14 protein-coding genes, 2 pseudogenes and 1 CRISPR repeat array are annotated in these 23484 nt (G+C 41.1%); of the genes and pseudogenes, 7 read left to right on the top strand and 9 right to left on the bottom strand.

Translation table 11 applies throughout. The annotated features are described in order from the left end of the window. Positions 1 to 58: 58 nt before the first annotated feature. From FXV91_RS04805 to FXV91_RS04790, 4 genes are all read left to right on the top strand, one after another. A complete protein-coding gene (locus tag FXV91_RS04805) occupies positions 59 to 1051 on the top strand; it encodes an ABC transporter permease (RefSeq protein ID WP_229388938.1) in 993 nt (330 codons plus the stop codon). Next, on the top strand, positions 1048 to 1905 hold the full coding sequence (locus tag FXV91_RS04800; protein WP_229388936.1) for an ABC transporter permease: 858 nt from the start codon (positions 1048 to 1050) through the stop codon (positions 1903 to 1905). The genes FXV91_RS04805 and FXV91_RS04800 overlap by 4 nt, the downstream gene beginning before the upstream one ends. Positions 1906 to 2095: 190 nt before the next feature. Then, complete coding sequence (locus FXV91_RS04795) at positions 2096 to 3073, top strand: ABC transporter ATP-binding protein (RefSeq protein ID WP_229388934.1); 978 nt, start codon at positions 2096 to 2098, stop codon at positions 3071 to 3073. Further along, entirely contained in the window at positions 3063 to 3677 is a 615-nt protein-coding gene (locus FXV91_RS04790) for an ATP-binding cassette domain-containing protein (protein ID WP_229388932.1), read from the top strand. Before FXV91_RS04795 ends, FXV91_RS04790 begins: the two co-directional genes overlap by 11 nt. A gap of 265 nt (positions 3678 to 3942) precedes the next feature. On the opposite strand, the gene FXV91_RS04785 is transcribed toward FXV91_RS04790, so the two are convergent. Both FXV91_RS04785 and FXV91_RS04780 read right to left on the bottom strand, forming a co-directional pair. After that, on the bottom strand, positions 3943 to 4455 hold the full coding sequence (locus tag FXV91_RS04785; RefSeq protein ID WP_229388930.1) for a metal-binding protein: 513 nt from the start codon (positions 4453 to 4455) through the stop codon (positions 3943 to 3945). A gap of 683 nt (positions 4456 to 5138) precedes the next feature. After that, positions 5139 to 5672 (bottom strand): hypothetical protein, encoded by a 534-nt coding sequence (locus tag FXV91_RS04780; RefSeq protein ID WP_229388928.1) that lies wholly within the window; start codon positions 5670 to 5672, stop codon positions 5139 to 5141. A 48-nt stretch (positions 5673 to 5720) separates the two neighbouring features. After that, positions 5721 to 9776: a CRISPR direct-repeat array (repeat unit 37 nt; unit sequence GTTTCAATCCTTGTTTTAGTGGATCTTGCTCGCGGAT). 293 nt (positions 9777 to 10069) lie between these two features. On the opposite strand from FXV91_RS04780, the gene FXV91_RS04775 reads away from it, so the two are divergent. After that, entirely contained in the window at positions 10070 to 11401 is a 1332-nt protein-coding gene (locus FXV91_RS04775; protein WP_229388926.1) for a M28 family peptidase, read from the top strand. On the opposite strand, the gene FXV91_RS04770 is transcribed toward FXV91_RS04775, so the two are convergent. Together FXV91_RS04770 and FXV91_RS04765 are read right to left on the bottom strand one after the other, a co-directional pair. Continuing rightward, the gene (locus tag FXV91_RS04770) at positions 11398 to 12690 is read right to left on the bottom strand and encodes a TIGR00341 family protein (protein ID WP_229388924.1); all 1293 of its coding nucleotides are present in this window, start codon (positions 12688 to 12690) and stop codon (positions 11398 to 11400) included. The two genes, FXV91_RS04775 and FXV91_RS04770, sit on opposite strands and share 4 nt — an antisense overlap. A 351-nt stretch (positions 12691 to 13041) precedes the next feature. After that, positions 13042 to 13659, bottom strand: a complete 618-nt coding sequence (locus FXV91_RS04765) for a DUF998 domain-containing protein (RefSeq protein WP_229388922.1) — start codon at positions 13657 to 13659, stop codon at positions 13042 to 13044. A 599-nt stretch (positions 13660 to 14258) separates the two neighbouring features. On the opposite strand from FXV91_RS04765, the gene FXV91_RS04760 reads away from it, so the two are divergent. Both FXV91_RS04760 and FXV91_RS04755 read left to right on the top strand, forming a co-directional pair. Continuing rightward, the gene (locus tag FXV91_RS04760; RefSeq protein ID WP_229388920.1) at positions 14259 to 15737 is read left to right on the top strand and encodes an aldehyde dehydrogenase family protein; all 1479 of its coding nucleotides are present in this window, start codon (positions 14259 to 14261) and stop codon (positions 15735 to 15737) included. Positions 15738 to 15740: 3 nt separating this feature from the next. Continuing rightward, a complete protein-coding gene (locus FXV91_RS04755; RefSeq protein WP_229388918.1) occupies positions 15741 to 17171 on the top strand; it encodes an aspartate aminotransferase family protein in 1431 nt (476 codons plus the stop codon). A gap of 171 nt (positions 17172 to 17342) precedes the next feature. Here FXV91_RS04755 and FXV91_RS19675 read toward each other — a convergent pair whose 3' ends face one another. From FXV91_RS19675 to FXV91_RS20165, 5 genes and pseudogenes are all read right to left on the bottom strand, one after another. After that, positions 17343 to 17468 carry a hypothetical protein gene (locus FXV91_RS19675; protein ID WP_255679926.1) on the bottom strand — a complete coding sequence of 42 codons (126 nt, stop codon included), beginning with the start codon at positions 17466 to 17468 and terminating at the stop codon, positions 17343 to 17345. 475 nt (positions 17469 to 17943) lie between these two features. Further along, positions 17944 to 18483, bottom strand: coding sequence for a hypothetical protein (locus FXV91_RS04750; protein WP_229388917.1), 540 nt, complete (start codon positions 18481 to 18483; stop codon positions 17944 to 17946). A gap of 462 nt (positions 18484 to 18945) precedes the next feature. Next, a pseudogene (locus FXV91_RS04745) lies at positions 18946 to 19186 on the bottom strand (IS4 family transposase); the annotation flags it as partial. A 200-nt stretch (positions 19187 to 19386) separates the two neighbouring features. Continuing rightward, entirely contained in the window at positions 19387 to 21594 is a 2208-nt protein-coding gene (locus FXV91_RS04740; protein WP_229389746.1) for a PGF-pre-PGF domain-containing protein, read from the bottom strand. A 585-nt stretch (positions 21595 to 22179) separates the two neighbouring features. Further along, a pseudogene (locus tag FXV91_RS20165) lies at positions 22180 to 23483 on the bottom strand (IS4 family transposase). Position 23484 lies beyond the last annotated feature (1 nt).

Genomic DNA, 23484 nt, shown 5'->3' with positions numbered 1-23484 from the left:
TATTTATATTCAGGATAAAATAGGGTTGTTATATAATAGACATATAGGAGGGAATAACGTGCTGGATAATGAAAAAATAGTGAGCTTTGCAGGGAAAAAACTACTCAGGTTGATGAGTCTTCTGGTCGTGGTCTGTTTTGTAAGTTTCATGCTCATTCAATACTCGCCTATAGACCCTGTTAGAGCTTATATCGGAGAAATGACAGTGAGCGCAGAGCACAAAGTTATGCTCGAAGAATACTGGGGAGTTAATACGCCGCCGCAGGAAAAATTCCTGAACTGGGCAGGAAATATTCTCAAAGGAGACTTTGGAGTTTCTCTAATTTACAGGATTCCTGTTATTGACGTGATTAAAGAAAGGTCTGCAGCTTCTTTTACCCTTATGGCAGTTTCATGGCTGATTTCAGGAATTCTGGGTTTCACTCTGGGGATAATAGCCGGAATAAAGAAAGGAACATGGATTGATAGGGCAATAAAGACTTACTGTTATACTCTGGCCGCTACTCCGACATTCTGGCTGGCGTTAGTCCTGCTAATGGTATTTTCAGTGTACCTTGGGTGGTTCCCTATAGGTCTGGGTGTTCCCATAGGGGTTACGGCTGGGAATGTGACTTTATTTGATAAGGTACAGCATTTAATTCTCCCTGCAGTTACCCTGAGTTTGCTCGGAGTAGCACAGATTGCAATGTTTACCCGGGAAAAATTAATAGAAGTCATGTCAAGCGATTATGTATTATTTGCAAAGGCAAGGGGTGAAAAAGAGCTGGACCTGGTCTTAAGGCACGGAATAAGAAATGTCGCACTTCCTGCCATCACCCTGCAATTTTTAGGATTCAGCGAACTGTTTGGAGGTGCAGTCCTGGTCGAACAGGTATTTTCCTACCCCGGAATAGGACAGGCTGCAGTGGCAGCAGGGCTAAGGTCTGATGTGCCTCTGCTTTTAGGGATAGTTATTATCAGTGCCCTGTTTGTCTTTTTCGGAAACCTGATTGCTGATATTATCTATGAATTTGTCGATCCCAGAATAAAGCAGCAGGAGGCAACATTATGAGTACTGCTGTTGTAACGGTTAACAGAGGAGTTTTCAGAGGGCTGAACCTGAGACAGAAGACGCTTCTGATGATAGGCCTCACATCACTTCTATTGCTTACAATAGTTGTTTCCAGCGTATCTCTGGGAGAAGAATCCTTACAGACCGATTTCAGCTCGAAAAATCTCAGCCCTTCAACGGAACACCCTTTCGGGACTGACTGGATGGGAAGGGATATGTTTATAAGAACCGTGAAGGGGCTCGGTTTAAGCATAATGATAGGAGCTTTTGCTTCTACAATTAGCACTATACTTGCCGTAATTTTGGGCCTGCTCTCAAGTGCTGGAAAGACTGCAGACTCTTTTGTCTCCTGGATAGTAGACCTGTTTCTTTCAATCCCTCACCTCCTTTTAATCATCCTTATTTCCATAGGAATGGGAGGAGGAGCAACAGGGGTCATTATTGGAGTTGCATTCTCGCACTGGACAGGCCTGACTAGAGTCGTAAGAGTGGAGATTAAACAGATAAAAACTCAGGAATATATTCATATCTCCAGAAACCTTGGTAAGTCCAGATGGTGGATAGCCACAAAACACATCTTTCCTCACCTTATCCCCCAGATACTGCTTGGCACGATTCTAATGTTCCCGCACGCTATCCTGCATGAAGCTTCGGTAACATTCCTTGGTTTCGGGCTTTCCCCTCACGAGCCGGCAATCGGTATAATCCTATCTGAGTCCATGAAGTACCTCTCAGCCGGATACTGGTGGCTTGCGTTTTTCCCTGGACTATCGCTGTTAATTGTAGTCCTGGCGTTTGACATGATAGGAGATAACCTGGGAAAATTGATAGATCCAAAAAAAGCTCATGAGTGAGTTATACTCAACTTCACTCATTCTATGATGGGTTCGTTGAAGAAAATTCTTGCTTGACAACCATGATGCTGCAGTAGAAATTGGCTCAGGGATATGTAATGTTTCGATTCCATAAGTAGAATTTCGTTTTAGAATTCTGATTTAAAAAATGGGAGTATGAAAATAGAGCTGAAAAAATAAAGGTGGGAATATGAGAAGTAAAGCTAAAATCTGCACTGAAGAAAATAAGAAAACTGAAGCCCTGTTAAAAGTAAAAGACCTCTCATTATCGTTCATTCAATATGCTTCAGGGCTCAGGCAAACCGAGTTAAAAGTGATCTCCGATCTGAGCATAGAAGCCTATAGTGGAAAGATTCTGGCTGTCGTTGGATCGAGCGGGTCTGGAAAAAGTCTTCTTGCACATGCAATATTAGGAATTTTACCTTCCAATGCAATACTTAATGGTAGGATTGAATATGACGGTAAGGAACTTACTCAGGAAAAAAAAGAAGAGATAAGAGGTAAAGAAATAGCCCTGGTTCCTCAATCCACAACCTATCTTGACCCTTTAATGAGGGTCTCTAATCAGGTAATAGGATGTGTTGAAAAAGAAAATGAGGGCTTAATGAAGAAGGTCCAGAGGGAAATTTTCCAGAAATACGATTTAAAACCGAATGTTGAAAGGATGTTTCCTCATGAGCTCTCAGGAGGGATGACCAGAAGAGTCCTGGTTTCTACTGCCGTAATTAGTTCTGCAAAGCTCGTAATTGCAGATGAACCGACTCCGGGATTGGACGAAAAAACTTTGAATGAAACCCTGAACTACTTCAAAGATATGGCAAATAAAGGCTGTGCAGTGATAATTATAACTCATGATATAGAAGCTGCATTAAAAATATCCGATAAAATCGCAGTCTTCTATGCAGGCACGGTTTTAGAAGTAGCTAACGTTGAAGATTTTAAAAATAACGGTGAAAATTTAAGGCACCCATACACCCGGGCACTCTGGAACGCACTCCCCCAGAACAAATTCCAGGCAATCAAAGGCCATCAACCAATGCAGGACGAAGTTACTGACGGATGTATCTTTTACGAAAGGTGCTCTAAAAAGAATGTCCTTTGCTCTAAAGGTATTCCTCAATTTAAAGATGTCAACGGAGGAGTGGTGAGGTGCAATAATGTGTCTTAAAGGCGAGAATATCAGTTTCGGATATAAAAGAAACAATTTGATTTTAAATAATGTGAATATATCCGTAGACCGCGGAGAGGTATTGGGACTGATTGGGGATAGCGGAAGTGGCAAATCAACCTTATGTAAAATACTAGCTGGTTACGAAAATAACCATAAAGGAAATGTAATTATTGACGGAAAAAAAGTTCCTTCGAAGGGATATAACCCGGTCCAGCTTGTCTTCCAACACCCGGAAAAAGCTGTAAACCCTAAATGGAAAATGAAAGATATTTTAAATGAAGGACATATTGTTCCACAGGACATTCTAGATTCGTTTGGAATAAAAAAGAGCTGGCTTAACAGGTGGCCCAATGAACTTTCCGGAGGTGAGCTTCAAAGGTTTGCCCTTGCAAGATCTTTAAGCCCTGAAACTAAATTTTTGATAGCTGACGAAATAACAACAATGGTAGATGCTATTACTCAGGCTCAGATCTGGAATATAGTCCTGGATATAGTCAAAGAACTGAATATTGGAGTACTGGTTGTAAGCCACGAAAAAAACTTAATTAATAAGTTATGCGATAATGTCGTTTATTTAGATGCTATAAATAGTGTTAACTGATTGGCTGTCATTCTACAGCGTATTTCTCCTTTGTGAGATAATATTAATCTTCTTTTTTATTTCTTCATGATTCTAAACATTTATTCCTTAAAAACCGCCTGGCACGAAGTACTATGTAAACTCGTCATGTAAATTTCATCTAATTTCCAGTTTAGAAAATAAATTTATCTGTCCTCAGGAGTTTTCTCATGAGTTTTGATCTCTGTCCAATTACGCTCTTTAAAAAAGAAGCGTAGGAGTTAAAAGGAATATGAAAAGTAGAAGTTTATGATTTGGCGTTGTGAATATTTTTCAGCTTCTTTTTTATTTTTGTGGATTTTCTTTTTGCTTTAGTGTATATCATATCTGAAATTATGTGTGCTTCAATAGAAATAACCATTCCAGCCAGTAATGAAATAATGTATCTTGTCGGAATACTAGTTACGTCTAAGTTAAACAGGGTAACAACTGGTGCTATGATGAATAAACCAACAGTTGAAATAATTATAATGGGGCCTGATAATGGATGATGCAGTTTTCCACGGTGCTTAAAAATTTTTTGATAGGGCCACCAGATATACTTAAGAATTCCCCATCTGTTGAAGGGCTCACTTTGAATATCCAGGTCAGGACTTAGATAGTATGTCCCAAATATAAGTGCAAATGAAAATATTGCCGTAGTATCAAATTCAAGATATTCCGGGGGAATACGTGATTGTACATAATTTGTATGTAAACTCAGCAATATACCAAAGAGCAACGCAATATTTATTTTTGTATGAGCTTTTCCACTGGGCATTCTAAACACCGTTTTTTAACTGGAGAGTATATACTACACTCATCAAACCTCTTCCAACCGATTCACAACTTCCTCAAGTTTTATAAAACATCTTATATATTTTGTATTATTTAGGCGGTAATGGTTAATATTTTATTTGGGTCATTATCGATGAATTTTGCAAAAAATGAATAAAAAGGCTGAAATTGGTAGAGGCTTAGAAAAAAAAGGGGAAAATTAGAAAAGGAGAGGAAAATTAGAAAAAGAAAGGGAAATTAGAAAAAGAGGGGAAAAAAGCAGTCATGAACTGTTAGCATTAAATTACGTTTTTAATAAGCTCAAAATCTTATCGACTTCAGGAAAAATGAAGTGACGGCTTTTAAATATATTTAAAGATCCATGGAAACTTCTTCTGCAAAACAGAAATCATCCAGATAATTTTAAAAACGGGATTAGTTAATTTATTCTGCTCTTTAATTTTACCACCATCTGTTCTATTAAAATGCTTGCTCCTATACTGTATGAGCCATCCTATAGGAATTCCGCTTGTGATAAAAGATGTAAGAGCTTCATATTTTTAACATTTTGATTTTTACCTGTGAATAGCTTCACTGTATAGTGTAAAAGTATCAAAAAGAGCTTTTCAATCCCTTTTTTAGTGGATCTTGCTCGCGAATCCCTAAAATTTCTTTATCTTGTGCCACTTACTCACCCTCAAGGCGGTAAATAATTGCATCAATACGTTCGATTTCAAACTTCTCCGTGCCAACAAGACAGGATCCTTCAAAATCACATGTCCAGATAGGGTACGCTGAATATTTATCCACAACATCTTTATAAAACTCTCTAACTGGAAGTGCTCTAAGGTTAACATATTTGTCCAGTTTTATATCCAGAATACCGTAAAGAACTTCGGTTAATTCGTTTAGTAATTTTAATAGCACTATGGTCCGTTGCATTTCAGGATTCCACAAATCAATTTTTTCTACAATCTCTTTAACCTTTATATACTGCTCATACTCCCATACTTCAAGTATATCATTATTGAAATGTCTGGATACTATTTCATAAACATCTGGAATATTAATTACTGATTGAAGATTTTCCTCGTTAAGAAGTATATTATTATTGAAATGTTTGGATACTGTCTCATGAACGTCTGGAATATTAATTATTGATTGAAGAGTTTCTTCTTTAAGAAGTGTGTGAAGAATTCTGTCAAAATCGTCAGCTGTCATTTTACTATAATTCGTGAATATCACCATTGTTTAGCTCGTTAACTGCAAGTTTCAGTCCTTGTTTTAGTGGATCTTGCTCGCGGATCTCTGTAACGCGCGCACGTAAGGCTGGAAAAAATTTTCGTTTCAATCCTTGTTTTAGTGGATCTTGCTCGCGGATACGACTACTCCTGATTATTTTATAGTCGTGGGATTAAAGTTTCAATCCTTGTTTTAGTGGATCTTGCTCGCGGATGCACTGAAGTTCTATGTAGTCCGATTTCACAAGAAGGTTTCAATCCTTGTTTTAGTGGATCTTGCTCGCGGATCTGCCCGGAAGTTGTCACTTTTGCGAGCAAAGTAGTTTCAATCCTTGTTTTAGTGGATCTTGCTCGCGGATTTCCTCCGTCTTTTCTCGTGCAACAAAAAAAAGAAGTTTCAATCCTTGTTTTAGTGGATCTTGCTCGCGGATGTATTATTCCACAGAATCAACTGGTATATTTTTAAAGTTTCAATCCTTGTTTTAGTGGATCTTGCTCGCGGATGAAAATATTGCACCCGGGACAAAGTGCAAAGACATCGTTTCAATCCTTGTTTTAGTGGATCTTGCTCGCGGATTTGGGTATAATTTCCGAATATATTGTGCATAATGCTTGTTTCAATCCTTGTTTTAGTGGATCTTGCTCGCGGATTAAACGTAATGATTTCAACCCTTCAAAAAGATCAAGTTTCAATCCTTGTTTTAGTGGATCTTGCTCGCGGATATTTCTTTCCGTCCTAACATCATTGGTCTTATGTTTCAATCCTTGTTTTAGTGGATCTTGCTCGCGGATATCTCCCTCTAATTTCCATTTTCCAACCGGGACAAGTTTCAATCCTTGTTTTAGTGGATCTTGCTCGCGGATGTACAATTTGCACCTTTGGCGCATGGTAGACGCTATGTTTCAATCCTTGTTTTAGTGGATCTTGCTCGCGGATATATCCATTCACATAAGACGAAAATCCATTAATATAAGTTTCAATCCTTGTTTTAGTGGATCTTGCTCGCGGATATGGACACTCTGCCAGGCTTGGGATTCAACGGATATGTTTCAATCCTTGTTTTAGTGGATCTTGCTCGCGGATCTGCCTCTGTGTTCCTCTCTGAGATTGAACACTTTCAGTTTCAATCCTTGTTTTAGTGGATCTTGCTCGCGGATTATGCGCTTCTGGATTCCCTGAACATCTTCTCTATAGTTTCAATCCTTGTTTTAGTGGATCTTGCTCGCGGATATTATCACAGCAAACAGAGCCGGAGAGGTAACAAGCAGTTTCAATCCTTGTTTTAGTGGATCTTGCTCGCGGATCACGTATTGTAGAAGTTGCTCACAAAATAGAGGAAGTTTCAATCCTTGTTTTAGTGGATCTTGCTCGCGGATAACCTCTTGTTTCAGAGAACGTTTGCTGCATACTTTTGTTTCAATCCTTGTTTTAGTGGATCTTGCTCGCGGATCTTCTTGACCTGAAGGTCCCTTCCCTGATCAAAAGTTTCAATCCTTGTTTTAGTGGATCTTGCTCGCGGATTGTTGCAACAGGCGAAGTACCACGAATCGACATCGGGTTTCAATCCTTGTTTTAGTGGATCTTGCTCGCGGATCTTGACTAGTTTCGATATACCGAATCTTCCTCTTGAAATGTTTCAATCCTTGTTTTAGTGGATCTTGCTCGCGGATAGTTCAGCAGCATGTCTGATCTAGTAAGCCTAGCGAGTTTCAATCCTTGTTTTAGTGGATCTTGCTCGCGGATGTTGTTATATACTTCAATCCCTGACATATCATAGGGTTTCAATCCTTGTTTTAGTGGATCTTGCTCGCGGATTCTTGCAATTCCCCGCTATGGGCAGTTGTGGTGCCGTTTCAATCCTTGTTTTAGTGGATCTTGCTCGCGGATAAGAAAAGAGAGCATCAGAGGCAATATTGAAAAAATAGTTTCAATCCTTGTTTTAGTGGATCTTGCTCGCGGATGTTTTCTTCCTGCAGATCGGGCAGATTTTGAGTTTCAATCCTTGTTTTAGTGGATCTTGCTCGCGGATCGTTCCTTCCGCTCGTATGCCATCGCCGAGTGAATTGGTTTCAATCCTTGTTTTAGTGGATCTTGCTCGCGGATATTGTTTTTACTCTCCGTTCTCGACAATTATTCTCTGTTTCAATCCTTGTTTTAGTGGATCTTGCTCGCGGATCCGAATACTTCAAGAACGTCATTTCCTACATAATCAGTTTCAATCCTTGTTTTAGTGGATCTTGCTCTCGAATTCTATTTGCTGGTGTTAGGACACATGTTTCCACAGTTTCAATCCTTGTTTTAGTGGATCTTGCTCTCGAATGAGTCGTGTGCGCCTATTTCTATTGTACCCTTGCCGATATCAGATGTGAGTTTCAATCCTTGTTTTAGTGGATCTTGCTCGCGAATTTTTCGCACATCTTTAAAGCCCCCCGATTATGATTATGTTTCAATCCTTGTTTTAGTGGATCTTGCTCTCGAATCAGATGCAATTTCAGCAGGTCAACTTTTGGAAAAGTTTCAATCCTTGTTTTAGTGGATCTTGCTCTCGAATTCGGTAAATGTGGTCCGGAAAGGTACGATGCTGTAAAGTTTCAATCCTTGTTTTAGTGGATCTTGCTCTCGAATAGACATGGCAGGCTATGAATATTCTCATGACCTGGTTTCAATCCTTGTTTTAGTGGATCTTGCTCTCGAATGTGGGAGAGTGGGCTGGTCTCAATCAACCATGAAAAGTTTCAATCCTTGTTTTAGTGGATCTTGCTCTCGAATCAGTTGCATACCCTGATTTGCCAAACACCGGAAGACGTTTCAATCCTTGTTTTAGTGGATCTTGCTCTCGAATCACGGTCCAGGGCTGGCACAACACCCTGATAGAAAAGTTTCAATCCTTGTTTTAGTGGATCTTGCTCTCGAATCATCAAGTGCAGGATTGTACCAGAGAGGATCAACGTGTTTCAATCCTTGTTTTAGTGGATCTTGCTCTCGAATAAAATCAGGCGGTTCGAACATAGAGATTTATAATTTGTTTCAATCCTTGTTTTAGTGGATCTTGCTCTCGAATGGCTCGAATTTCTGGAATGCAGGGGCAGCAATAAGTTTCAATCCTTGTTTTAGTGGATCTTGCTCTCGAATTACTCCTTATACTCCGACATCAGGACAATTCCGGCAGGGTTTCAATCCTTGTTTTAGTGGATCTTGCTCTCGAATGAATATGCATAAGAGTATAAATAGCTTACGTGTAAGGTTTCAATCCTTGTTTTAGTGGATCTTGCTCTCGAATCGCTTAAGGTTTTCGCGGTATCGCTGGAGGTAGAGGAGTTTCAATCCTTGTTTTAGTGGATCTTGCTCTCGAATATATAAGACCCTATAGCCAGCCCTCCCAGGCCAAAAAGTTTCAATCCTTGTTTTAGTGGATCTTGCTCTCGAATTGGAATTCTCCGGGCAATTAATCCCCTTCGAAAGAAAGTTTCAATCCTTGTTTTAGTGGATCTTGCTCTCGAATAATCAAAAACAGGAACTACAGATATTCACTGGACTAGTTTCAATCCTTGTTTTAGTGGATCTTGCTCTCGAATACCGTTGTCACTTGACACGGTGAGATTGACTGAAGTTTCAATCCTTGTTTTAGTGGATCTTGCTCTCGAATGTATGGATCTATCGGTAATTCGACGTCGGGTAAGTTGTTTCAATCCTTGTTTTAGTGGATCTTGCTCTCGAATTCGGTTCACTGCGACTTTCCGGAAAACAGACTTTGGTTTCAATCCTTGTTTTAGTGGATCTTGCTCTCGAATCTATGACGGGTTTTCTCTCGTTGGACAGCACACGGGTTTCAATCCTTGTTTTAGTGGATCTTGCTCTCGAATTTCAATCTGACCCAGAGCTGTGAGATATACAACTGTTGTTTCAATCCTTGTTTTAGTGGATCTTGCTCTCGAATGCTTCGGACTGGTTCATACTCCGTTTCATATATTCGGGTTTCAATCCTTGTTTTAGTGGATCTTGCTCTCGAATTCTGTAGAAGAAGAAAATAAACAGCAGTAGCCAGAGTTTCAATCCTTGTTTTAGTGGATCTTGCTCTCGAATAGGGCAAAGATTTCCGTTATTTGGCTAGAAAATGCCTTAAACGAGCCCTTTTTCAGGGCTAAAATTCTTGCTGGAAAATTATCAAACCCTTTATAAATACAAGAAAATCAGGGTTTTTGACGGTTTTAAATTGTTTGGTATATTATCTTCTCTCTATTAAATCCTTGTTTTTAAGAGCTGTTTTTTCTGGGGATTCAAACTCAAACAGACTAACGATCCAATTAAAAAGTTATTTATTTTAAAAGTCCCTTCCTCCTCAGTCCTGAAAGCCAAAATGGAAAAGAGGACAAAACATGCAAAACTACAAGCCAATCATAACCAGGCACTTACACGAATTATGCCGCGAAATCGGGAGCAGACCTATTGGAACTTTAAACAACCACAGGGCTGAATCATATATATCAGGCGTATTTGAAGAACTCGGGCTTCAGGTAGAGAAGCAGGAATATGCCTGTAAAAGCTGGAAGTGTGAAAAAGTCGAACTATTCTGCGGGGAAGAAAAGGTTCCAGCTGTTGTCAATACATACTCAACTTCCTGCGGGGTTGAAGCAAAGTTTACGGCAGCAGGCAATGTTTTCGAACTGGAAAACGGGGATTTCAGGGACAGGATTGCAGTAATTTATGGAGAACTTACACAGGCGCCTTTAGCTGCCAAAAACAATAACGTGTACAACCCTGATGAGCATAAGAGAATAATAGGGCTTCTGGAAGCAAAAGAGCCACTTGCTATCGTTGCTGTAAGCCATAGGGCAATAAATCCTGTCCCGATTATAGAGGACTGGGACTTCGAAATACCTTCGATTACGGTTTCAAGCCTTGACGGCATGAGGTTATTGAAAAATTCAGGGGAAAAGCTCAAATTAACCGTAAAAAGCGAATTTGAAGCCGGCAGTGCTGCAAACGTTGTGGGAAAATACGGTAAAAACGGAAAAGGAAAGCTTGTCCTCTGCGCACACCTTGACACCAAATATGGGACCGATGGTGCTGCTGATAACGGGGCCGAGGTTGCAGCGCTCCTGACAGTTGCAGAATTGATTATTACAGAATTAGCCGGTGAAGAGATTTTTAAGGATGAAATATTGAAAGACGGGTTATTGGAAGACGAAATATTGAAAAAAGAAATATTGAAAGATGAGTTATTGAAGAATGAGTTATTGAAGGATGAAAACCTTCCTTTCGATATTGAATTTGTGGCTTTTAACGGGGAAGAATATTATGCTCTGGGAGAAATGCTGTATCTGGAAAAAAACCTGCAGAACTTCGAAGACATAGCCACTGCAATAAATATCGATGGGATCGGACATTATTCCTCGACTAATAATATTGCGTTTTTTGGGTGCCCGGAAGAATTTGTTAATGCTGCACTGGATTTAAAAAATAAATATCCCGGGGTTATTCGGGTAGAACCCTGGCCTGCAGGCGACCATACTTTTTTCTGGATGAAAGGGGTCCCGAGTATGGCAATAAGTTCTACAGGCACTTATGAACTATTTCATACGGCAGATGACAGGGTTGACTTCATTTCCGTAGACAAAATTGAAGAGGTTGTGAGACTTACTCTGGACCTGGTAAGAGCTATTTGCGGTTCTATCTGCGTTTCCATCTGCGGTTCCGGGAGAATTTAAGTGGTCTGCTGCGCTTCTATGAACCCAACCCTGACCCGAACTTCTCTGCCTGTGAATTCTGTCAGGTGGTCGTCGATCCTCTGGGCTATGCCCTGGGGAAGTTCCTGCTCCGCACTGCGGTATAGGATAACAGTTACTCTTGCAGGCTCATTCAGGATCAGGTCTGCAGGTCTGTACTCGACATCTACGCTTTCAGTGACCAGTCTCATTTCCGAATACTCGGATTCGTTAAGCATCACCGATACTTCTGCTTTTGCCTGCTGTTCCATAAGCGCAGTTTGTGAGGAAACATAGGTCACAAGTCCGAGGACGCTTGAAAGTATAGCGATTGCAATTAATAGAACCATTGTGTGCGATATCACAGCCTTTCGGGCATGGTCTACAGCCGAAGACCTTGAGGGCCTGAAGCCTGCAAGCCAGAACAGGACAAGCGCAGAAATATTGATCGCAAGCACGTTCACCAGCATCAGGACAGCTGAAATGATTGCCACTGCCGGGAGCCCAAACGCAAATCCCAGCCCCGAAGTCGCTGCAGGAGGGACAAGGGCAGCTGCAATGGCAACTCCTACGAGGGCAGATCCTGCATTTCTTATTATACTGATGGCTCCTGCAATACCTGACCCTAGAGCAAGAAATAGAGACAGGAAGTTCGGATTTGTGCGTTCGGATACCTGTGAGATCCCACGGATATCAAATCCTGGTGGCATCAGGTTCAATTCCCTGACCATAAGGCCTATCAGGGCAGCTACTCCTATTGCCAGCAAAAGGCCTGTCACCTGCAGCATTAATCCGCGGGCAGCAAGTTTCCGGTCGTAAACAACTGTCCCTACGCTTGCGGAGATCGCAGGTCCCATTAAGGGAGCTATGACCATAGCCCCTATTATTGTAGCAGCCGAATCAAGCAAAAGCCCGGCAGTCGCAATAGCCGTACTCAACACTAAAAAAGCAATATACGTAGAGGCAGGAGGTGCCAGGTCCTGTGCACGTGTGATAAGCTCTTCTCTGGAAATGCGCTGGTCAGGGTAGCGCTTTTTAAGGGCATCGATCCGCTTTGAAATTACTATCTCCGGTGACAGGACAATTGTGTAAGTATCCTCGCTGACTCCTGCTTTGCGCAGTTTCTCAAGCACAGGTTCGACTCCAACCGGAGGGATTGGGAACTCAACAAGAGCTTCAAAGTCTCCTCTTCCGGTCTCGTTCCAAACTGCATAATCAATCTCTTCGGCATCGAGAGTTTTCAGCACTGAGTCTCTTTTTCCATTGGGTATGAGTACCTGAACCAGACGCATAATAAAAATACGTTTCTCGGATATTTATTATTATTAACCTGAATGAAATAAAACAGGCAGTAGCCCGAAGTTTGAATTTTCAAGTAAAACTTTATTTTTATAGAACTTTAGAAAACAGGAATACTCAGTTACAATCTTACTACAATCTTACTACAGTCTTACACAATCTTACTACAATCTTACTACTTTTCTAAGATCTGCTAACTGGCGTTGCAGGAGCTTTACTTTTTCAAGTGGGTAGGGAATAAGGTTTGGAAATAGTCCGGTACAGGGTGGTTTCAAATAATATATTACAGGTCAGGTTAGCTTTAACTTATACTTGTGACTGGCTTATGACGGCTTATGACTGGCTTATGACTGCGAATGTCCCATCATATACCCTCCAAAGCCTGTAACCCAGAGCAGGATCGGATATGCAATCCATCTCTCAAGCCCCCCCATACCGAGGACTGCGAAAGGGCTTGCATCCAGCATTATGTAATAAAGAACGAGGTCCAAAAGCGAGATTCCACCGAGTGCAACTGAAAAATAGCTTAGCGGTGCCCTCTGTATCCCGGAGCTTGCAACTGCAGACAGCCCACCTGCAAGAAAAGCAAGCAGTGCAAAAATGGCGTGAATGTCCCCATAAGTTCCATCAAAGATTCCCACACCAAGAACGCCGGTTCCAAAGAGGCTGAGAAACACAGTAAGCCCCCGCCTCCTGAACGCGCTATGAATACAATAAGCAGCGGCAATAATTAAAAGTCCTGACACAACCATTGTGGTATTGAAGATAGTCGCAGAAGGTTCAACAATAATGCTGTCCGGAGGCAGAGTTGCGCCAAGGTCACTTATCGCGTTCCGTGCCGTACTGTACCCGGGATAAAGAGCTTCAGCTGTTATTATTCCCATAAACGCCAGCACGCCAGCAGTAAATAGAAGTGATCCGGCAATGTTTTCATACCGCATGCGAAAGTGTGATCTATCCATGGCAATCTGATAGTATAATAGTTCGTGAATATTTAGTCATTATGCTGAACAAAAAATTGTAGGATTATATGAAAGTGGAGGATCGATAAGAATCAGAAGAGCAGGAACATTCAGGGGGCAAGGGGTGAATATAAGCCTGCAATGCAGCAGCTTATGTTTTGATAGAATCTTTTCTTTTTTCTCTTTCCTGGGAAAAACTGCTCGATGAAGGAGAGCAGCTTTTCCCAATACTTTTAAATTATTCCTCCTGAGCGAAGTTCAATATCAGCATCTGTAAATTAGTCCTCTTGAGCGAAGCGAAGCGTAGCGAAAAGGATCTCGTGCTCCCGAAGCGAAACTCGGGCAGCGAAACTCGGGCGAGCCAGCTATTTTTTATTGTTTTTGTTTAAAAAGATCAAACCTGTAAAGGTGGACTGTCAGTTTTTCCTTTTTACTCCCTTTTTACTCCCTCTTTACTCCCTTTTTATTCATCTCCTCCATTACTGAATGAAAATTTTAAGAAATAACAGTAGAAGACTCTGAAAATATTTTGGTTCAGCCGAAACTGTTTTCTGGATATATTTATGTGGTATTGTACTCATTATTCTTAGAGGGGTCTTGTGGTTCAGGAGTATAAATTACTGATAGATGGGGAGTCGAGAGACTCATCAACCGGGGAAACTTTTGATGATATCAATCCGGCTACTCTCGAAAACCTTGCTACGATACAGGTAGCCGGAAGCGAGGATGTGGACAGAGCAGTTGAGGCTGCAGAGAAGGGGTTCAGAGTATGGAGTGAAATTCCGGCTCCGAGAAGAGCTGAGGTGCTCTTCAGGGCAGCTCGCATCCTTCAGGAAAGAAAGGAAGACCTTGCCGTACTCATGACAGAAGAAATGGGGAAAGTGCTGCCCGAAACAAGAGGAGATGTGCAGGAAGCAATAGACATTACCGTTTATGCAGCAGGGGAGGGCAGGAGGATGTTTGGAGAGACTACAACTTCCGAACTCAAGGAAAAGTTCTGCATGACCGTGCTCAGGCCGATAGGAGTTGTGGGCATGATAACGCCCTGGAACTTTCCTATTGCGATTCCCAGCTGGAAGATCATGCCAGCCCTTATTGCAGGGAATGCAGTCGTGTTCAAGCCTTCAAGTGATACGCCCCTGCTTGCAATAAAGCTCGTAGAAATCCTGATGGAAGCAGGCCTGCCTCCGGGAGTTGTAAACATTGTGCCCGGGCCCGGAGGAAGCGTTGGAAAAGCCATAGTTCAGCACCCCCGGATAAAAGCAATCTCCTTTACAGGAAGCCTTGATACCGGGAAATGGATCATGGAAGAATGTGCAAAGACTATGAAAAGGGTCTCTCTGGAACTGGGCGGCAAAAATCCTGTAATTGTCATGCCTGATGCCGACCTTGAACTTGCCCTTGAAGGCGTGCTCTGGGGAGCTTTCGGGACAACAGGCCAGCGCTGCACAGCTACGAGCAGGCTGATTCTTCATGAAAAAATAAAGGATGAATTCATAGCAAGGCTGCTTACAAAAACAAAATCTCTCAGGGTAGGAAACGGGCTTCTGCCTGAAACCGATGTAGGGCCTGTAATCAATAAAGCTCAACTTGAGAAAATAGAAAAGTACGTCAGGATAGGAAAAGAAGAAGGTGCAACTCTCCTGTTCGGAGGAAACAGAATGGACCCCGGTCTGCCTGGTTATTTCTTTGAACCGACTGTCTTTACGGATGTCAGGCCGGATATGCGAATTGCTCAGGAAGAGATCTTCGGGCCCGTGCTCAGCATCATTATGGTTTCGAGTCTTGATGAAGCAATAGAGATTGTCAATAATACAAAGTACGGACTTTCATCGTCAATTTACACTGAAAATATTGGAAACGCTTTCAGGGCAATTGAAAAAATAGAAGCAGGAATCACATACGTCAATGCCCCTACAATAGGTGCTGAAGTCCATCTTCCTTTCGGGGGCGTAAAAGGGACCGGAAACGGGTTCAGGGAAGCCGGAACAGAGGCAATCAAAGAATTCACTGAGGTAAAAGCCGTGTACATAGACTACAGCGGCAGGCTGCAAAAAGCCCAGATAGATACTGTATGAAACGTGGGAAGAGGGGGAAGCATTCTGGATCACGAAACACCGGAAAAGCTTGAAAAATGGAAGAACTTTGACAAAACGGGAAGACAAGAGGATGCAATGAGAGAACTGGAAAGAGAATTTGACTTTTTCGAACAGGAAGTAGGGCTGCTCGATACGGTTGGCCCAAAAGCCAGAGAGATAATAGGGCAGGACTGCAATATGGTATCCGCATGTGTATCCCGTCCTTATCCGCTGGTTGTTGACAGGGCAAAAGGCTCCATAATTAAAGACATAGACGGAAAAGAGTACATTGATTTCGTTGCAGGAATTGCTGTTATGAACGCAGGCTATTCAAACCCTGAGGTTAAAGCCGCTATCTCTGCCCAGCTGGAAAAAATGGTCCACTGTGGATACGGGGACTTTTTTGCCGAACCCCCCCTGAAACTTGCAAAAAAGCTCAGAGAGCTTTCAAGTTACTCAAAAGTTTTTTACTGTAACAGCGGAGCCGAATCTGTGGAAGCTGCAATGAAACTTGCTCTATGGAAAACAAAGCGCCAGAACTTTATCGCTTTTTATAACGCTTTTCACGGCCGAACTTTAGGTGCTCTCTCCCTGACCTGTTCTAAAGTCCGGCAAAAAGAGCATTTCCCTACCATCCGTACAGTGCACACTGAATATGCCTACTGCTACCGCTGTCCCATGAAACTCGAATATCCTTCCTGCGGGATCGAATGTGCAAAGCAGATCGAAAACCTCATTTTTAGAAGAGAATTAAGTCCAGAAGACACTGCTGCAGTCTTTATTGAACCGATCCAGGGAGAAGGAGGGTATATAGTCCCGCCTCCGGAGTTCCATAAAGAAGTAAGGAAAATCTGCACGGATAATGATGTCCTCCTTGCAGCCGATGAAGTCCAGACAGGCTGTTTCCGGACAGGTCCCTTCCTTGCCATGGAAAATTTTGAGGTAAGGGCTGACATTACCTGTCTTGCAAAAGCCCTTGGTGCAGGTCTCCCTATAGGTGCAATGCTTGCAGACAGTGACCTTATGGACTGGCCTCCTGGCGTCCACTCAAATACCTTTGGCGGAAACCTCCTTTCCTCAGCTTCAGCCCTTGCTTCCCTCGAATTTCTGGAAAAGGAAAACACAGAAAACCACGTCCGGGAAATGGGGTCTCACGTCCGGCAGCGCCTCAGGGAGCTTCAGGAAAATTTCCCCTGCATAGGAGATGTCCGCGGGCTCGGCCTTATGATAGGTGCGGAAATCGTAAAATCCGATAAATCCATAGACCCCGTTCGAAGGGACAGGATCATCAGGGAGGCTTTTAAAGATGGAGTCCTGCTCCTCCCCTGCGGAGACTCTGTAATCCGCTTTTCCCCTCCCCTGGTAATGACTGATGAAGAAGCCGACCTCGGGCTCGATAAATTCGAAAAATCTCTGAGAAGAGCAGCGAGGTAAAGGCTTTTGATATTTTCCAAAAAATTCCCGCAACTTGAGATAAGTTCCTGAGAAAAGTCCATTAGAGGAAAAAGCCCGTGAACCCGGAATAATCACCTTAAACCGTTTTTTTCACCGTACGTGACACGGGCTTTTCCAAAATGAAGTAGATAAATAGAAGAAGATAAAAGGTTAGAGTTTTAAGCAGGAAACACGCCTGTACCCATTTGTCATAGTAGCCCTTGAAACATCACATCCGGTTTTAAGTTTCAGGTTTCCTTTTAATCCATCCTTTTTTATTTTTCTATCATGATGCATATCACAGGGTCCTCTTAAAAAAATTAAGTTAAAAGGAAGGTATGTACTTGAAAAATATAATAAGTAAATAAATAAATTTTACGGTATGTACGGATGCAACAAGGGCTTATGAAAGATATTTTTAAATTATCAGTTGTATAAAACTTGCAAAGGTTTTTAAGTAACATCTGCATATTTAATATTATGGATTATAAGAACAATGATAAGTTTAAGAACGATGGTTCTGCTTTGATTGTTTTTATAAATATTATTGCGATTGCAGTAAGCCTTTTAGGGATAATGGTGTGTATGAAGTAACTCATTTCCGCAAATCAATAAAAAACGCCTACTTTTATTAAAAATAACTATTTTTTATTCAGGCAGTAACTCAGGGTTGAGCAATAGAATTCCCTGGTAAGTCTCAACAGAAGAAAAAAAGAGCAGTTTCACTGCTCCTGTAAAAATTATAAGCTATTTGAAAATTACAAACTATTTTTTACTTCCTTTCCTTTTCAGCATTCTTTAGCTTCTCTTCGGTGCTGTTGAGAGCGATAAATCTGCTCCTGACTGCTCCCAGCGGAAGGTCTGCACCAGGCATGAATGAGCCAATCTGATCTCCTGAAAGGGTCCTTCCTGGCAGGTTAGGTATAACCTCAAGCCCTTTTCCAACAGGCATTTCGGGGTTCTCGGTTTTTAGCCCGGAAAGAGGGCTAGAAAGAGGGCTGGAAAGAGCGCCGGATACAAGTCCAAGGGCAGAGTCGGAAACCAGCCTTGGGTGGGGCTCGGAACTAAGACGGGAATGCCCTAGAGGAGAAAGCCTGAGATCTCGCACAGGAGAGAGCCTGTTATTGAAGTCAGGTAAAAGTCCCCTGAACTGGTCAAGGGCAGGGATTGAAAAAGTAGCTGATTCGTAAACAGGAGTGAGCTGCCCGGCAGGTGACATTTCACGGTTTTCACGGACTGCACGGTCAGAAAGGTGCGAAGGTAAAACGGAATCTTCGGATTTGCTGCTATTCATAGCTTCAAAGATTGTCACGATGGTATATCAATTATACGAGGGATACTTCTTAGGCTGCTCAGCTATACTTTTCAGTTCTCTTCTGGTTATCCGCTTTGTGTGGTTGAGGTTTGAGTAAAAAAGTTAACCCGTACAACCTCATTCGCCCCGAGTTTCGCTTCCCGAGTTTCGCGTCGGGAGCACGAGGTCCTTTTCGCTACGCTCCGCTCAAGAGGACTAACTTATGGACAATGTCACTTTTTCTCTTCGCTCAAGAGGACTAATTTAGGAGATTATAGCAGTGAACTGAGCTCAAGAGGACTAAATTAAAATATCTCCATTAGTCTTCGGTTAAGGATTCATTTTCTTCTCCTCTTCCTCTTTGGCATGAAAGTGCTTGAAAGTACTTCCATTTTCCGTACCTGTTGTGCAAAGAGTTTCATGTTAGTTTTTTGTATTAAGTTCCTTCATTGTTTACCGAAACTATTCGTTTCTGAACCTTTCTGGAGTGAAAAGATAGTGCCAGCTGCTATCTCCTCGAATCTTACGTGCTTGGCTTCGTATTCTCGTTTCAAACTGATACGTATAAGCTGCAAGCAGACACCTCTGAGAGTTAAAACCTAAAACATGATTGCAGGGTCATCAATTTTACGTTTACGTACTATAAGACCAGTTTCTTTAGCAGTTTGTCTCAACTACTCTTAGGGAAACTTTTCAAAAGAGAATCTTCAAGAGTAGACAGGGAACGAGGAGAAACAGATACAGAGAGATTTAGGAATTCTCATAAAAAATGTGTAATTGGTAGAATTTAACACTTAATCAATAACTAATGAAGTTTGTTTATAATGCATGAGCAAAAAATATTTTCAAATCCGATAAGGATATATTCGGTTTTATCAGATTTGAAAAAAGTCCTAACTGTATGATTATGTTCTCTCTAATTTATCTTCTCTTAACTCTGTACAAGAACATGCAAAATAGACAGACAACTCCGCTGACCACACTAAATCCAGGTGATTTTTCCTTTTCTTCAGTAGCTTTAGCTGCAATAGTACTTGCATTGTCTTCTACGTCACTACCTGTAGATCTTACAGCAGGTTCCGATGCTACTGTACTTTGTTCTTCTTTCTCTCCTTCGTCCCCTGTAATAACGAAAGAAGAATAGCCAGGTACATTTGCCGTGAAATAAAGGAATTGATCGTCTTCACTTGATAAAGTTACTGTTGTCTTCTCCCATTCTTTCTTCTTGTCATCATATTTGTACAGCACAATAGAAGATTGATTTATGTCATTTTCCTTAATCCATGGCTTTTCAACCTTGAAGTTTATAACTGCATTCTGAATATTATTGGAGTCTCCATAACCGCCGTTTCCTACCCACACATTAAAGGATTTATAAACTTCACCTTCAGGCAGGCTTGAAACCAGAGCAGATTTGTCCTTGAGATTTTCGACAATAGCTGTAGTTTTACCTACAGTCTTCTCAGAAGTAAAGCTGATAGACTCAACAACAGTTACATCATTTGTAAAGTTGAAATAAACAGGTTTATCACCAGGAATGAAAACTTTTGTTGTATCTTTAATTTCGACGTTCTTTTGAGGTTCAGGGGATCCACCAGTTCCACCACCGGAGCTACCGGAACTATGATGGCTGCCACCTGAACTGTGAGACTCACCGGATGAACCGGAAGAATCACTGGAACTACTGGAGTCGGAAGAGTCCGAAGAATCGGAAGAGTTGTTGGAACTGCCGGAATCAGATGAATTGTCAGAGTCCGAAGAACCGGGTGAACTGCCAGAAGGATCGCTGGAGTTGGTGTCACCATTACTTTCATCACTGATAGTTTTCGTTTCTGCGGTTATTGTAACTGTTTTTGTAGAAGTTCCGTTTTCATTGATTGCAGTCAGGTTAACGTTGTACGTCCCTGGACTTGTAAATGTATAAACTGGATTTGCTTCACTGCTGTCACCCTTCCAGTCATTGTTGAAGTCCCAGGATCTTCCGGTTGAATTCTCAGATAAGTCTGTAAACTGTACAGTAAGAGGAGCATAGCCGCTCGTGACATTAGTTTTGAAGTTTGCTGTGGGAATAACTTTAACTTCCTCCACGATTATTTCTAATGTCTTTGAGGTGCTTCCGAGTGCATTGCTTACTGTTAAATTGACGGTATAATTCCCGGCTTTGTCGTATGTGTGCACAGGATTCTTTTCTGCGGAAGATGTCTCGTCCCCAAAATTCCAGTTCCATGAATTTGGTGATTCTGTACTTTTATCGGTAAATGTCACTGTTAGCGGTGCATTTCCTGAAGTCGTGGAGGCTGAAAAATCAGCATTTGGAACTTCTGAATCAAGGGTAATCATGTAAATATCAGAATTACCGTCAGGATTATCAATAAATACTATTTTGTTGCTGTAGATCGCAGGGTCTCTAACGAACATAAATGGTAGTTCAATCGACTTTTTAGCAGAAAAATCATACAGGGTAGTAACTAATCCTGTATACATATCATTGAAAATTATCTGATTCCCATACATTGAAAAGTCAAGTATCATACCATAGGTAATTTCAGTTGTCTGTTTCGTGGAAATATCATATAACATAATTTTATCTAAGGATTGATCCTCAAAAGTCTGCCAGGCTATCTTGTTACCATAGATAGTAGGATTACCTGCAAGAATACCTGATGTAATCCTAGTTTGCTCTTTAGTAGACAGATTTTCTAGGTAAATATCATATCCGCCATTACGATTATCGCCCCAAACAATGTAATTGCCATACACTCCTGGTACTGTTTGATCTGACGTGTTCGTAGTTATTCTGGTAGTCTTCTTGCTGGAAATCTCATACATGTAGATATCCCAATTTCCATTCCTCTTATCCTGCCATACGATCTTATCTCCAGATACGCAAGGATATTCTGCATCGACATTTGAAGTAACCCTTGTTTGCACTTTCGTTGAAAGGTCCTGCAGGTAAATATCGGACCCACCATTGCGAGTATCCTGCCATACGATATAATTACTCCAAATTGAAGGGTTTGTTTGTTCAGCTGTATTAGTAGTTATCCTGGTTTCTGTATATGCAGAACCTATTCCACAACTTGCAGTCAATATAAAAACTGCAAGCAAAATCATCATACTTTTTTTCATTTTCCACACTGGAATAAACCCCTAAACTTATTTATTAAGCAGGTTGTAATGTTGGGTCGTCCATTGTTACATGGTTGATATTACCCCGATTTGACATCCAGTATTGCAAGTGTTTGCGTTTTTGTACAAAGAACGCAAGTCAGCTCCAATTACACTGAGGTTCGGAACGAAAAGGACCTAAACTACTTTATGAACATTTGGGGAACTGATCCCAAAACTCAAAAACTACTTCTTTGAATCTTGATTTTTGAAGCAATCAATTGAGCTACTAACCAAAAAAGGCTGTGAAGCTCTTATGCATATGTGAATAAAATGGGTTTTGGGATAGGCTTGGGAATAATATTAACCAGACAATAGAGGACAACCTATGTTTATTGAATGTCAAAAATACTTTGAGTTTTTGAAAATCATACAGCCTTCATATTCAAAACTTTATATTATTATTTAAATTTATCTAAGTTTCTCTAGATATCGCCATATATTCTCAAAAAAGGTTAGTGAAAAAATCACCTTCCCCGAGATTTCAGGAATATACACAATAAAGAAACGAGTCCAAATATTAATTCAAACCCTGGAGCCTTTTCATTAAAACAATTCTTCTCTGAACCTTTCTCTGTTTACATGCGGATCCAATGCTTGACTTTCATATACATTCATTATCGTTTCAAAAGTTCTTTGAATTCCACATCTATTCAGAATTACTTTCAATAAATCTGATGCATTCTCTGCAAATATTGTGCTCCAACGTAACTGCGTATATTGAGCCATTTTTTCAGGATGAGCTGTTGAGTTTCTTACAAGAGAATAAATTCTTCTGCTAACGATTAGTGTCAACATTACTGTCCAGATTAGAGTCTCAATTACCTGTACATTCTTTGTTTCAAGAACGTCAAGAGCGTATTTGCTTTTTAACTCCTTAAACAGCAGTTCTATGTCCCATCTTGCTCCATATAATTTCGCAATATCTTTTGCATTCAAAACATCTTTCTGAAAATTTGTACTATATATGTGATGTTTCTATCCTCATCATTATATACTGCAACAAGACGTACAAGCATCTCATCTTGCTTTTGTTTGCCGTTATATGCTCTTCTTTTGAATTCTATTTTTAAAACTGTATAAATATTTTTTCCCAGAAAGTTGTTTAATACATTCACTAACAGGTTTTCCCGCAAATTCTTTGCTTTTTGCCTTAGAAAGTCCCTCTTCAACAGAAACAAGAATAGGATCCACATTCTTCTTAATTCTCGAGACAAAATATCCTCCGTTTTCCTCAACTCTTGCAAACATTCGAGTTTTATAAAAACCAAGATCAACAAGAAGAATACGGTCTTTGATCCAGGGACCGATTTTCAATGTTTTGATCTCAGCTGTTTTCTCAGAGTATAAAAGCAACGGTTTTGGGTCCGTTAGCAACTGCACTTACCATAACTCTCACTTTTACCCCAGAAGCTACTGTTCTTGCTCTTGCTGCCGGAAACTTATCGGCTAAGGAAGAGTGAAGACGAACAATTGTGCTGTCCTGAATGAGAACATCCTGGAAGTTTTCGAGTTTCTTGCTAAGTTTTCTACCAGGTTCTTTTGCAAGTTCCTCCATGCCGTGAATTACGCATTGATGAAGAAACTCAACAAGTTCTGGAGTGAATCGATAGTACCAGCTGCTGTCACTTATGATTTTACTGGATTCGGTTTCATATTCTCTTTTCAAACTGGCAAGTGTACGCTGCAAGCGTACACCAAAACTGAGAGTTAAAACCCAAAAGATGACGACAGGGCCAATTTTATGTTCACGTATTATGAGACCAGTTTCTTTGGCAGTTTGCCTTAACCACTCTTCGGCAAACATTTCCCAAAGAGTCTTCAGGAGTAGGTGGAGGACGAGGAGGCATA

Source organism: Methanosarcina sp. DH2 (assembly GCF_020804225.1).
GTDB lineage: Archaea > Halobacteriota > Methanosarcinia > Methanosarcinales > Methanosarcinaceae > Methanosarcina.
The sequence above is the reverse complement of the archived record's forward strand: the minus strand, read 5'-3'. Positions and strand labels throughout refer to the sequence as shown.

Coding starts and splice junctions, on each gene's coding strand:
- FXV91_RS04800 (WP_229388936.1), top strand. CDS start 1,048: ATGAGTACTGCTGTTGTAACGGTTAACAGAGGAGTTTTCAGAGGGCTG.
- FXV91_RS04795 (WP_229388934.1), top strand. CDS start 2,096: ATGAGAAGTAAAGCTAAAATCTGCACTGAAGAAAATAAGAAAACTGAA.
- FXV91_RS04790 (WP_229388932.1), top strand. CDS start 3,063: ATGTGTCTTAAAGGCGAGAATATCAGTTTCGGATATAAAAGAAACAAT.
- FXV91_RS04785 (WP_229388930.1), bottom strand. CDS start 4,455: ATGCCCAGTGGAAAAGCTCATACAAAAATAAATATTGCGTTGCTCTTT.
- FXV91_RS04780 (WP_229388928.1), bottom strand. CDS start 5,672: ATGACAGCTGACGATTTTGACAGAATTCTTCACACACTTCTTAAAGAA.
- FXV91_RS04775 (WP_229388926.1), top strand. CDS start 10,070: ATGCAAAACTACAAGCCAATCATAACCAGGCACTTACACGAATTATGC.
- FXV91_RS04770 (WP_229388924.1), bottom strand. CDS start 12,690: ATGCGTCTGGTTCAGGTACTCATACCCAATGGAAAAAGAGACTCAGTG.
- FXV91_RS04765 (WP_229388922.1), bottom strand. CDS start 13,659: ATGGATAGATCACACTTTCGCATGCGGTATGAAAACATTGCCGGATCA.
- FXV91_RS19675 (WP_255679926.1), bottom strand. CDS start 17,468: ATGCATCATGATAGAAAAATAAAAAAGGATGGATTAAAAGGAAACCTG.
- FXV91_RS04740 (WP_229389746.1), bottom strand. CDS start 21,594: ATGAAAAAAAGTATGATGATTTTGCTTGCAGTTTTTATATTGACTGCA.